Below are 12,138 nucleotides of genomic sequence, written 5' to 3' on the forward strand. Positions count from 1 at the left end.
CGATTCAGATTTTACTTTTCCATTTGTTATACAATCTACTTCTAACAACACGTATATTGGGATTAATGCCTTTTGCAAAATACACTAATTCTTGATAATCAAATTCTTCCATCATTGGGCCGCATATCAATTCCATGTCGTCAAAATATTTACCATCAATGTTAAAGTCTACATAATGAACGATGGGTTGATTATTTGATAATAAATCATTAACAATTTCTTGACCAACATTAGCACTATATTTCTTATCCCTAAGAAATTTTATTTGATCAAATGGAATATACATTACTGAATATCTCCATTCTTTTTGGAACTCCCACTCAGTACTTTTATATTTCCCTAACACATTCGCGTCAAAACAAAAAAATTCACCATCCTGTCTCAAACATCTAGGATAGATAAGTGATTCATCGTCTGTATATGTTACTTTTGCATTTAAGCGCTGGGTAAGAATATCTCTATCTTTGTCACTTATAATAAATTGCGGCATTAGCTTAAATCTACATCCAAAACAATATTGCGCAGGTACTATAAAAGTTTCATCCGTTGACTTTTCCGATGGTTGATCTTCTTTATTAATGCAATGCTCAACGTAATCATCATAATTATTTTTAAAAGGAAAACTTCTTAATTTTATGCAAACGTCTCTGCTAGAATCTCCATACATAGACCATTGTGGTATGCTGTCTCTATTCTCACTCCAGCAGCTTGAAAAAATAAATTTCCCCAAATTGCGACCTTCACCGGTAATTGCTTCAGTTTTATCATCCATACATTCAAGTGAAGTTAGTCTCAAAGTTTTATTCATTAAAATTAGCTTTGCCGATTTCAAACTAGTGTAATGATATAAATATTCTGGTATTCCTTCAACTATTTGCATAATAAACTTCCTTATCCTCCCCTATATTTCTTTTAGCACAGCAAAATCTCTTTTTTATCATTTAATTTATTATCAAGTAGAGCCCATTTTAGATATATTTCACCATTTTCAATCACTTCAATTCTAGCAGGACATGCAGTATTTGACTGTCAAGTTAAACAATAAGCACATAATCCCTAGCAGGTTGGATAATAGACGCATGAATATTGCGGATCAACACAAGAAGGCAGCCGAGTTTATTGAGCGCTGGCAAGGTCGCGGCGACGAAAAGCAGGAAACACAGAAGTTTTGGCTTGACCTTATGCAAAATGTTTTAGATGTTCCAGATGCAATAAACAACACTGAGTTTGAGTATCGTACTGCTAATCGCGGGTACATTGATATGTTGTGCCCTGATTCTAGTTTTCTAGTTGAGCAAAAAAGTAAGAACGTTGATCTTGATAAGCCTGAAGAACGTCAAGGTGATTCTGTTACTCCAGCTGAGCAAGCTGTGAGATATTCCGACAATCTTCCGCCTAGTAAAAAACCTACTTTTATTTGTACCTGTAATTTCAACACTTTTCGTTTCTATGATCTTGAGAAAGATCCTAGAGCACAAAAGTCACCAGTTGAAGAGTTTACGTTAGATAAGCTTGCTGAACATTTAACAGTATTTCGTAATATTTTTAGCGAGAATCGTTCGCGCAATTATATTGAAAAACAGCTTTCTGAAAAAGCCGGATTGTTAGTAGCTAATTTGCACAATGAGCTAGCGAAACAGTATGAAGATCCGGATAGCGAAGAAGAACATCATTCTTTAGCTTTACTAACTGTTCGCATAGTGTTTTGCTTATATGCTGAAGATGCAAACTTGTTCACGAATCATATTTTCAGTAATTATATTCATAATGCTCAAGCTAGTGACCTACGTAGAAAACTTATTGACTTATTTGATACTCTTGATACTAAAGAAAAAGATCGAGATAAGTATCTTGAAGATGAGTTACAACAGTTCCCATACGTAAATGGTGGATTGTTCCGTGAAAATATTGAAATTCCGCAACTTACTGAGCCAATTAAAGACGCTATTCTTCATGCAGGAGATGATTTTGATTGGCATACAATTAGCCCTGTTATTTTTGGTTCTTTGATGGAAGAAACGCTAAGTCACGATCAGCGTAGAAAAGGCGGAATGCATTACACTACTGTGAAGAATATTCACAGACTTATTGATCCACTATTTTTAGACGACTTAACAAATGAGCTTACAAAAATTGAAAATGATCATGCAATTTCTGAAAAAATTTGTAAAAATAAACTTGAGAAGTATCAAGATAAGCTTGCAAGCCTTCAATTTTTAGACCCCGCATGCGGTTCAGGTAATTTTTTGACTGAGACATTTCTTTGCTTAAGGAAGCTTGAAAATAGAGCTATTGAGCTTATGCTTGGTGGTCAAGGCTACGTTGATTTAGGAGATAAAAATAGCCTTATAAAAGTAAGTATTGATCAGTTCCATGGCATTGAGATTAACGATTTTGCTGTGTGTGTTGCTAAAACAGCATTGTGGATTGCTGAGCAGCAAGCTTTAGATGATACTGAAAGTATTGCAGGATGCGCTTTACCTCATCTTCCTTTGCGTGATTCAGGAAATATTGTGAGAGCAAATGCTTTGCAATATGACTGGAATGATTTGCTTTCTGCAGATAAGTGTTCGTATGTTATTGGAAATCCGCCGTTTGTTGGGCAATATTTGAAATCTGTGAATCAGACTGAAGATATGAAATCAGTGTGGGGTAAAAACTACAACGGTTATCTTGATTACGCTACTGGTTGGTATAGGAAAGCAAGCCTATATCTTGCTCATAATCGTTATGCTGCTTTTGCTTTTGTGTCGACTAATAGTATCACTCAAGGTCAGCCTGTGCCAGCATTATTCAAACCGCTGTTTTCTGAAGGTTGGCGCATTCGTTTTGCGCATAAGACGTTTGCTTGGAATGCTCAATCTACTGATAATGCGAATGTGCATGTTGTAATTGTTGGCATGGATAAGAAAAGCGATAAAATTTTGCAACCAGTTTTGTACAGTTACGAAAAAATTAATGGTGAACCTACCAAAACTATAGTTTCTCACATTAATCCATATCTCGTGGGGGGGGGGGTATGACATTTTCGTTGAAAAACGCAGTAAGAATGCAGGCCCTATTTCCTCTATGCTTAAAAAAGTAGATAGAGGCTCTGAGCCAACAGATGGCGGTAATCTTATTCTTAATACTCGTGAAGAATATGATGAAGCAATGAAAGATCCTATTGCTGCTAAATATGTGCGACCTTTCCGTATGGGTAAAGAACTTATTAATAATATTGAACGTTGGTGTTTATGGCTAGTGGATGCTGAGCCTTCTGAAATGCGTGAATCAAAATTTATTTCTCAACGCGTTGAGAAAGTTCGTAGAATGCGAGAAAAAAGCACTGCTGAAGGAACGCGAGATAAAGCTGAAACTGCGTGGATATTTGGAAAAAATAATCAACCAGATAAAATTTATTTAGCTATTCCACGTGTATGTACTAATCGTCGTGAATACACTACTTGTGATATATATGAACCAAATATTATTGCAGGGGACAAAGTTTATACATGCATAGACCCAGATGGATTTAATTTTGCAATTATAGAATCTTCTATGTTTATGGCTTGGCAAAAGGCTGTTGGTGGAAGATTAAAAAGTGACCCTAGCTTCTCCAACACAGTCGTTTGGAATAATCTTCCACTTCCAAAACTTACAAGTGATATGCGAGCAAAAGTTATTGAAGCAGGTAAAGCCGTACTTCAAGTGCGCGCAAATCACCCAGGCCAATCCCTAGCAGACTTGTATGACCCAACATACATGCCTCAAGATTTGCGTAAAGCTCACGATGAGCTAGATAAAATAGTAGATGTTGCTTTTGGTTCTACAAAGCCTTGCTCTAATAACGACGAGCGCCTAGAAATTCTCTTCAAATCTTATATTCGCATGACTAAGGAATGAATTTAATATAAACAAACCCATAAAACGAAAAACCAATCTGGTGAATATTATTGGGGGCATAATCCAAGATCTAAACACCGTTACTAACTCAGTCAACGGACTGAGAAAGTAACGCTAATAAGCAGAACACTGTTAAAAACTCAGTCAACGAACTGAGAAAGTAACGGTAAAACGCAAACCGCCTAATCCTAATATCCAATCACATCTTTCTCAACTTCGCGTATAACATCCTCGGATATGTTTTCAACAGCAATACGATAGACCTTATTCATGCGAGGATTATAAATACCCATGTACTGAATATTCTGAAACTCTGGATGAATAGAATGCAAACCCATACGACAATACATAAGCAGTTGAAGAGTCTGATCCTTATCCAACTTTTCTTTAGAAACTTTGAAATCCCACAAAGTATCAGCTGTTATAAAATCACCATCGCCAGCACTTACCGTATCAGTGTAACCACCCTCTAGCGTAAAACCGTCAAGCACCTTCGGACCGTAACACTCAAGAAAATGAAGAGAGCGATGAACCATAACTCTGATGTTCTGGATTGTGTGCTCATCGGGATTGATTTCGTCAAAAGGCCTGTAGGCAATAGGACTGTATCTATAACATACGTCGAATCCAACAAGTTTGACGGCGTTAACTATGTCTTCATCTCCAAGTCCTTTAATACCGGACATAAGTTTCGATGCGTTATCGCGTTCGTTTATAATCATTGCGCCCAGTAAGGAAATTTTAAACGCGTCTATTACACTCGATCCAGACATTAAACGAGTCATGTAGTCAACTACTGTACCAACTCGACTTGGCTCGACTGCTTCATCTCCAAATTCACGTTCGTTCGCGGGAATTGGTCAAAGCGCATTTTTTGAGGAAAACACACCGATTTTGCCCTTGTCCGTTCTCGGAAACAGGTCAAAGACCATGTTCCTGCCCAATAATATGCAAACGCACAGATTTACCAACCGCCTCAAGGCTTCGCTCTGAGGGAATATGTCTGAAATCCCATCGTCTCGACATACCTATTTGTGAAACCAAAACTGTACATTGAATGTCTGTTTTCCTCTATTCGATATATGGTTTCTGTCTCCAATGGTGCTTTTTAATCTTCAATGTTCACTTTTTTATATTTCTAGTTCCTGCTGTTTGGCTTATCTGGTATCGTCATTTCTATTTTTCCTGCACTAAGCAAAGGCTTGATATATTTTTCAGAAAAGTTTCCTCTACTGGTCAGCCCCATAAATTTCTGCATTTCTTTCCGACTGCGAGGAACGATACAAAATTGAAGGAGAGCTTGTTCCCTATCTTGTTCCCTATCTTGTTCCCCTGGATCAAGTTCTTCGGTCGGTCCGACTGTAGCCGTCGCCGCCTCAGAAAGATGAATCACTGTCGTAAAAACATCTGCCTCTGTAAAGACAGGCTCTCCACCAGAATACATCTTCGTGTATTTATAGCTGTTGCGCATACCGCTTCCAAGCTCATCAGCAAGTCCGATTTCTCGGAACACTTTTGCTATCGGCGGATTCTTTGCAAATGGCTTGAATGTTTTCAGATTCAGGTTGCCGTGTCCATGCGCAAGGTTCGCATTCTCTGTTGTAATCTTATCCCGTTCAATGACAAGCTTCGATACATATCCACTGGAAAAATCACGGTGCATCAACAAATTGGAGATAATCTCACGCAGGATTTTATCTCTGGCGCTTATCCGCTGGACGCCATCCAATGTAAAAACATCATTCAGATGCTTCTTTCCAAATTCCATCAGACGATCATAACTTTCAATCAGGTTTGTGATTGCCACGTCCCTGTCATCATAACGATCAACATTGAACACTCTGAAAATCATGAGTGTTAAAGAGTTTTATACATATGATGTTAACGATGGAAATACAGTACGTCTAAAACGGTTGTATACGCCTGAATACGCGAGTACATGTTTATAAAAATGTCAAGTAATACTAAATGTTAAGCTTTTTTAGCATAACAACAGAGAGTTTTCCTTGGTATTTCAACGAAAACTCGGTTTTTTAGCACACTTTTTGCCGCTTATCCTCAAAAATAGTTCCTTCATTAGGCAACGACATCGTTGTCATCAAAGCAAGCACGAACGTAAACGGACCGAGCGCATCCCCATACGTTTTGAACATCACACCAAAATCATGGCCGAATACCACCATCGACAAGTAAAGGACCATAAAATTCACAGCTGTAAACATAACCAACTTCAGCACGAACATAAGAACCTTGTACATGAGAATATCCTCCTCACTCACTCCACGGAGTCGAACACCAAATAGCAGAAGCTGCTAAACTTGTAGCTAGGACCACAGCTCCACCTCTAAATGCGGATGAACCAACTGCCTTTAAATATACTGCTTCCAAAGCTGCTTTTCAAGTAACTTTTTGAAAGTAGCAGTAAATACTCCAGTAAGGATATGCAATAAAACCAACGAATAACATTATGACAATAGCTGGAAGTATACGAGATACTACACTTTTCATAACTCAGTACTCCTTTTTCATAAATTGTAATAACGACAATAGGAAAAACACAACAATATACATTAGAGCAATAATACAAGTTGCAGACGTAAGAGCGGTGAACGAGTCTGGTGATAAATAATAAAATATCTGAAAAGAATACACGGATGTTTGAGACAATATTATGTTTATTAAATTCGGCAATATCCATAATAATATAAAAGAAAGAATCATTGTAACACCAACTTTTTCAAAATATATCAACAGATTCATATTTATAGCAATATACAAAAGGAAAATTATCGGATATACGAGCAGTTGATGCATAACTATCCCTAGAGACGAGTAATTTAGTGACAAAAATACCAAATTTACGACTAGATAAATGCTTACGTATTCACCATATATAAAACACAATAATTTAATCCTATTAGGAATATACTCTAGATAATGATGAATAATTTTCTTCTCTTGCCATTCGCCAATTGATAATATCTGATATAGGCTTAAAAATAGTATAGTTATCGTTGAAAAGAATTTATATTGTGATAAAAATGCACCTCTTTTAGCTTGAAATACTATAAACACGCAACATGCCAAATACAAAACAAAAGACAATAAGAAAAGCTTCTGATGACTAAACTTAATAATTTCTGATTTTATATAGTACTTCATTATCATCTTCCTCCAGCATAAAAGCTTTAATATCATGCGTAATATCACTGTATTCCACGATTTGTACCCCATGCTCAATCAGCAATTTAAGAACCTTGGCAATATCCTCTCTAGGCAATTTAATTCTAAAAGTTGATTCTTTGTTATCTTTGCTACGACAAAAAACCTCATATCTGTTAGAAAGCAATTCACTAATATCCACATCATTTACAACAATCACATTATAAATTCTCAGATTATCATTAAAATTAACAATTTTTTGAATTTTCCCTTTTTTTAAATACCATACAATATCAGCAATTTCACCTAACTCATCTAATATATGACTTGAAATTACAAGGCTTTTACCTTGTGAGCGCAATGACAAGATAGTGTCTTTTAACTGCTTTATAGTAAGAACATCTAATCCATTGAAAGGTTCATCAAGAAGAATAATTTCACTATTTGAGAGCAATATTCTAGCAATATTTAATTTTTGCTTCATACCTAGCGACAATTGTTTAAACTTTTTATTTTTTGCTTCGTCGAGACTCACCTGATGCAATAATTTATCACAATTAAAGTCTTTTCTCCCCATCAAAGCAGCAAACACTCTAAGATTATCCTGTACAGAAAATTCGTCATAAAAAGATGGATTCTCAATAGCAAATGAAAGTGAACCGTCCAATTCAATATTGCCTTGATAATCAACTATCAAATTTGCAATGCACTTCATTAACGTGGTTTTTCCTGAACCATTATTGCCTACTAACGCAATAATTTGCCCAGCACTGCTTTCCAAAGAAATGTCATCTAAAACGACTTTTCCCCCATATGATTTTTTCAAATGAGATATCTTCATAAGATTACCTCTTAACAAATGAAACTAAAAATTTCCGATCTCCTTTTACAGAAATCTTACTATCTTCACCAATAAAAATTTTAGGACTCTCTTCGTAGATAACAGCATTTTTAACATTTCCTGGCTGTTTCTGAGCACGCACAAAAAGAGCATCATCAAGCTTGTACAGCTTTCCAGCAAAGCGTATCTCTCCTTTGCCTCTCTTTGCATAAATAGCATACACTCCTGGCTTTAACGATAAGTTATCGTTATTTTTATAATCTCCTGAAACTAGTGTTGGCAAATCATCACGAACCATACCAAAACGAACATTATTTGTCTTATACCCTACATACAGTAGACTGATAAGTCCTAGGATTACTATGGTAGCTGCAAATATCCATTTTTTGCTTTTCATTTCTTAATCACATCCAAATCTATTATTTCATCAGCAATTTTATCGAACATTGCATCATGAGTAACAATAAAAATCATCGCAGTCTTTTTTAACTCCAAGACTTTGTCTTGTCTATAAAAATCTTCATTGTTTCAAAACCTCTTCAATATTAAACAAAGATAAACCTTGCTCAATATCTAAACTAGAAACAACCGATTTAAAACTTCTTTCATTAAATCTATGATAATTTTCTAGCAATGATTTGATAACTGCAATACCGCAATCTGAAGTCAAATTTTGCATATTGTAAGGATAAGCCACCATCTATTGAGCTCCTCAAAGTTTCAAGGCGTGGAGGCTATCATAGCCTCCACGCTACAGTTTTAATCACAAATGTTAAAAAGCATCATACAATCAAATCAATTTTCTCAAATACTAAATTACGCAAATAGATTACAATTAGAACACTATAATGAGACTAACCTAATCTACTGTTGTAATGAAATCTGGTAATATAATCATATGCAGAACTAGAGAATCATCCCCAGCAGATGGAACCCCAGACAACGCACATCCATCCAGCTCTAATCGAACGAGATTCTTCTAGCGTTAGCTCCTTCATAATAATCATCTCTTCTCTTTCAGGTAAAAACCTCTTATAGAGCTAAATCCGCAACATCATAGACGAATGTTGCATTCTCAACTCTCACCATAATTGTAAAGCATTTATGATGTCTTGTTAATACACTGTAACGAAAATGTTATAACACATATATACCAGATATTTCCACCAACTTTCATCCTGGCATTCATGTAATTATCGCGAATTATGTATGATTTTGAAGATAAAATTCACATGAAAATATGCAGACTATCCTCTATTACGATTGCTCATTTTTCTCAATTATCGGGTTATAGACCAAAAAATAAGGTACGACCACACCTTATGTGTGAAATCTTACCTTATTTTTGTTTTATGACTTCAATTTCCCGCTCCACAAGGTGGGTGCAGGGTGGGCGCAAAGTGGCGAATCGACTTGCATGAGCGATTAAATATAATTCGCGAATGCACTTCGATTCGCTGAGCTTGCTCAAAGTTGAAAGCACAGCGTGCTTTCAACGCAAGCGAAGTACGTTAACATCCTGTGCACTCGACCCTAGAGCGTTGACATGTTTCCTCATACAGCCAAAACACGTTGAAAAACCGCGAGAACCCGGCTTGAAGCCACCGCACGCTAAACCTTTTAACATTTAGTCTTTACAACCACATTTCTAAACAAAGCCAATTGTCGTACTAATATCTCGCCAAACGTAGGAATAAAAACTCGCCAATTCGCAAGGAAAACGATGAAATACCACGCTTACACTTGCAGATTAAAGCTTTCGATTATAGTCGATAAATTTATAGTTTCTTACATTTGTTTCTATTATAAACGAAACAAACTAAAAAATTCACCTTTGTGGGTGCTACTTGATAACGAGAACAATATCGGTAAGCACAATACCGAAAACTACGCTTACCCATGCCAAGCTCGGTGTAAGAAGCCAAGCGAGAACACCAAAGATCAGTAGTCTAAGCAGTACAACAATAACCAAGAAAGGCAAACTTTTTGTTAGGCATTTCTGTTGATCAGCCTTCAATGCGCCCATCAGAACCATAACCGCAGCCGCCACGCAAGAAAATAGCATATTGCCCAAGAATATGACGAGCAGCGTTCGCCAGCCGAAGATAGTACCAAGCATCCACCATTGCAGCATCAATGCAAGCAAAAATGTGACAACATCGCATACTGCTTCCATCAGCATATTCGCAACAATTAACGAGGAGAACGTTAAAGACACACCTCTAGAAGTGTCTGTTTTACCTGCGCTCGCATGCTGTAATGCAATCGTGTTTCTCACCTCGGCGCGCTTTACGCGCTCTTCTTCAAGCATTTGAACGCCAAGCTCAACCGATTTCTTTGAAGCTTCCTGTAATTGCGCATCCGTCATCCCTGGCTGCCAAGGCTTTTCAAAAACAAACATCAACACACTAGTAACCGCTGCGCCAATAATAATGCTTAGCAGTGTAGTATTTGAAACAAGCAATAAAGCAATACCAGAAGTCACCAGCAGTCTGAGCACAAAATCGATGATTCCAATAAGCAAATACCCGTCATCCGGCCTACGATGCCTATACCACTGCAGATACGCTGCACTTAGCAGCGAAAACACCACAACACTCAACGCGAGTATGACCACCGTTTCCCAACCTAGTACGCGGTGCCCTACTAACTGCTGTACAAGAAGCGAAATAATAAGAGTGCAAATGCCAGCAACAGTTTCTATAATCACATTATCCCAAAAAGCATGCTTGAAAAGCACAGGTCTTACATTCGTCTCACTCATCATCTCTCCACGGAAAATGCAATTACGGAATATCGTGCTTTGATTATACAAAATATCTAAAAATTGTCCTAAGTCCAAACAGAGAGTTGCTAATTCTTTTGTTCAATAATTTTATCGGTAAATGCCTTTAAAAATTCTCTAGAATTACTCCAGCCTGCGCCATTGTTTAATCCCGAGAAATCAAAACCAGATATTTCATCTAACGCTTTACTACAAACCCATTCATACATTCCAGCCTCTTTGCTTTTATATATTATTAGGAACAATGGTTTCATTGCTTTTTTACCCAACGACACAACACTCTTGTATTGCTTAGAATATACTACATCGTTATACCATCCTGTCAGCCGATAGTATTTATCTTTGATTCCCTTTTCACCAATCTCGTCGCATAGATTTTGTAATTGTTTAGCCACATATGTGAGAACCTTTTCATCTATGTTTTTTATGAGCAGAGTTTCATCAACACCTTTTTTACTTACCTCTTTCCAGTCAACATCTTCATTATTTTCTGAGTGCTTTTCATTCCTTGCAGACTTTTGATTTTCTGTCTTTACTTCTCTATTATTATCGCTAAAATTACTCTGATTCTTACAACCTGAAATAAGTGACATAAGGCAAACTACCACAGTCAAAAAAGCATAATGCTTAATATGCTTCATTTACGCCTCCTCTACAACTTAATCTTTACCTAATTGCGGCTACGATTCTCATGTTCAATCTTCACTCTGCTCTTCACTATCATGCTTCACTATCATCCGCCAAATATTTATTCATCTCGGAGTACAAATCATCTTTGAGTTTAATAAAACTGACGGGATGTAAATTATGGACAAGAATGCAGATATGCAGACTATAAAGTGATTGTAACTCAAAATCATACGATAATCCACAAGATTTTATTTCCATACATAAACAGATATGTGGGCAAAGTGGGTGCACCTTTTAACGATAGAAAAAGCTATCGTTAAAAAGTTTAAGATTGGCTTAATAGCGCGTTACATTACAATTGTTCCAGTTGCTTAGCCTGATCTTTTCTCACGTAGATAACCGCGAGTATTTGAACTTCTTTTCTACTATCATCAACACAAAAATAAACGTAATAATTTTTTACGCGTATTCTTCTAAAACCAAGCTCACACCACGGCTGCTAATCAACGTTCAAGCTCTTCAAAAACATCATCTATCGGATAACTATCACTTTAAGCCGCCTGATCATAACCTTTAGCCATCAACGCGTTAAACGTTTTCTCATCCATATCATCTTGTGCCGGAAGCGACTTCGGAATAGTAAGCGAAAACGGAATACCCTTATTAAGAATGATTTGACGATAAAACATGTCAATAGCAGTAGCCCTAGGAATTCCAATAGTTTCCAAAATCTGCTCCGCCTGCTGCTTAATATTTTCTTGTATTCTCACATTCACATTCGCTGTTTTAGTAACTGCCATATCAATCAACCTCCATACACACATCATAAAATACT

At 36.7% G+C, this 12,138-nt stretch carries 13 protein-coding genes; 2 read left to right on the forward strand and 11 right to left on the reverse strand.

Annotation, left to right across the window (positions count from 1 at the left end; all coding sequences use genetic code 11):
• Positions 1–4: 4 nt before the first annotated feature.
• On the reverse strand, positions 5–880 hold the full coding sequence (locus AC1EKT_RS01850; protein ID WP_481615954.1) for a hypothetical protein: 876 nt from the start codon (positions 878–880) through the stop codon (positions 5–7).
• Positions 881–1,079: 199 nt separating this feature from the next.
• Here AC1EKT_RS01850 and AC1EKT_RS01855 point away from each other — a divergent pair, with 199 nt between their 5' ends.
• Together AC1EKT_RS01855 and AC1EKT_RS01860 are read left to right on the forward strand one after the other, a co-directional pair.
• A complete protein-coding gene (locus AC1EKT_RS01855) occupies positions 1,080–3,023 on the forward strand; it encodes a DNA methyltransferase (RefSeq protein WP_481616218.1) in 1,944 nt (647 codons plus the stop codon).
• Between the two features lie 46 nt (positions 3,024–3,069).
• A complete protein-coding gene (locus AC1EKT_RS01860; protein ID WP_481616219.1) occupies positions 3,070–3,885 on the forward strand; it encodes a type IIL restriction-modification enzyme MmeI in 816 nt (271 codons plus the stop codon).
• Positions 3,886–4,073: 188 nt separating this feature from the next.
• Here the strand turns inward: AC1EKT_RS01860 and AC1EKT_RS01865 are convergent, their stop codons facing one another.
• The 10 genes from AC1EKT_RS01865 to AC1EKT_RS01910 form a co-directional block, all read right to left on the reverse strand.
• Entirely contained in the window at positions 4,074–4,670 is a 597-nt protein-coding gene (locus AC1EKT_RS01865; RefSeq protein WP_481615955.1) for a hypothetical protein, read from the reverse strand.
• Between the two features lie 353 nt (positions 4,671–5,023).
• Positions 5,024–5,737 (reverse strand): Fic family protein, encoded by a 714-nt coding sequence (locus tag AC1EKT_RS01870; RefSeq protein WP_481615956.1) that lies wholly within the window; start codon positions 5,735–5,737, stop codon positions 5,024–5,026.
• A 181-nt stretch (positions 5,738–5,918) separates the two neighbouring features.
• Positions 5,919–6,143 carry a hypothetical protein gene (locus tag AC1EKT_RS01875; protein WP_415683029.1) on the reverse strand — a complete coding sequence of 75 codons (225 nt, stop codon included), beginning with the start codon at positions 6,141–6,143 and terminating at the stop codon, positions 5,919–5,921.
• 253 nt (positions 6,144–6,396) lie between these two features.
• Complete coding sequence (locus tag AC1EKT_RS01880; RefSeq protein ID WP_415687254.1) at positions 6,397–7,047, reverse strand: hypothetical protein; 651 nt, start codon at positions 7,045–7,047, stop codon at positions 6,397–6,399.
• Positions 7,016–7,888: an ABC transporter ATP-binding protein gene (locus AC1EKT_RS01885; RefSeq protein WP_016801371.1), complete on the reverse strand. Its 873-nt coding sequence runs from the start codon at positions 7,886–7,888 to the stop codon at positions 7,016–7,018. The genes AC1EKT_RS01880 and AC1EKT_RS01885 overlap by 32 nt, the downstream gene beginning before the upstream one ends.
• Positions 7,889–7,892: 4 nt before the next feature.
• Positions 7,893–8,285, reverse strand: coding sequence for a hypothetical protein (locus AC1EKT_RS01890; RefSeq protein ID WP_019261607.1), 393 nt, complete (start codon positions 8,283–8,285; stop codon positions 7,893–7,895).
• Positions 8,286–8,408: 123 nt separating this feature from the next.
• On the reverse strand, positions 8,409–8,588 hold the full coding sequence (locus AC1EKT_RS01895) for a hypothetical protein (protein WP_004123693.1): 180 nt from the start codon (positions 8,586–8,588) through the stop codon (positions 8,409–8,411).
• 1,143 nt (positions 8,589–9,731) lie between these two features.
• Positions 9,732–10,652: a hypothetical protein gene (locus AC1EKT_RS01900; RefSeq protein WP_481615957.1), complete on the reverse strand. Its 921-nt coding sequence runs from the start codon at positions 10,650–10,652 to the stop codon at positions 9,732–9,734.
• 89 nt (positions 10,653–10,741) lie between these two features.
• Positions 10,742–11,314: a hypothetical protein gene (locus AC1EKT_RS01905; protein ID WP_481615958.1), complete on the reverse strand. Its 573-nt coding sequence runs from the start codon at positions 11,312–11,314 to the stop codon at positions 10,742–10,744.
• A gap of 540 nt (positions 11,315–11,854) precedes the next feature.
• Positions 11,855–12,103, reverse strand: coding sequence for a type II toxin-antitoxin system RelB/DinJ family antitoxin (locus tag AC1EKT_RS01910; protein WP_415686859.1), 249 nt, complete (start codon positions 12,101–12,103; stop codon positions 11,855–11,857).
• Positions 12,104–12,138: the final 35 nt, after the last annotated feature.

The organism is Bifidobacterium sp. C0047B3, assembly GCF_056590535.1.

Coding starts and splice junctions, on each gene's coding strand:
- AC1EKT_RS01850 (WP_481615954.1), bottom strand. CDS start 880: ATGCAAATAGTTGAAGGAATACCAGAATATTTATATCATTACACTAGT.
- AC1EKT_RS01855 (WP_481616218.1), top strand. CDS start 1,080: ATGAATATTGCGGATCAACACAAGAAGGCAGCCGAGTTTATTGAGCGC.
- AC1EKT_RS01860 (WP_481616219.1), top strand. CDS start 3,070: ATGCTTAAAAAAGTAGATAGAGGCTCTGAGCCAACAGATGGCGGTAAT.
- AC1EKT_RS01865 (WP_481615955.1), bottom strand. CDS start 4,670: ATGACTCGTTTAATGTCTGGATCGAGTGTAATAGACGCGTTTAAAATT.
- AC1EKT_RS01870 (WP_481615956.1), bottom strand. CDS start 5,737: ATGATTTTCAGAGTGTTCAATGTTGATCGTTATGATGACAGGGACGTG.
- AC1EKT_RS01875 (WP_415683029.1), bottom strand. CDS start 6,143: ATGTACAAGGTTCTTATGTTCGTGCTGAAGTTGGTTATGTTTACAGCT.
- AC1EKT_RS01880 (WP_415687254.1), bottom strand. CDS start 7,047: ATGAAGTACTATATAAAATCAGAAATTATTAAGTTTAGTCATCAGAAG.
- AC1EKT_RS01885 (WP_016801371.1), bottom strand. CDS start 7,888: ATGAAGATATCTCATTTGAAAAAATCATATGGGGGAAAAGTCGTTTTA.
- AC1EKT_RS01890 (WP_019261607.1), bottom strand. CDS start 8,285: ATGAAAAGCAAAAAATGGATATTTGCAGCTACCATAGTAATCCTAGGA.
- AC1EKT_RS01895 (WP_004123693.1), bottom strand. CDS start 8,588: ATGGTGGCTTATCCTTACAATATGCAAAATTTGACTTCAGATTGCGGT.
- AC1EKT_RS01900 (WP_481615957.1), bottom strand. CDS start 10,652: ATGAGTGAGACGAATGTAAGACCTGTGCTTTTCAAGCATGCTTTTTGG.
- AC1EKT_RS01905 (WP_481615958.1), bottom strand. CDS start 11,314: ATGAAGCATATTAAGCATTATGCTTTTTTGACTGTGGTAGTTTGCCTT.
- AC1EKT_RS01910 (WP_415686859.1), bottom strand. CDS start 12,103: ATGGCAGTTACTAAAACAGCGAATGTGAATGTGAGAATACAAGAAAAT.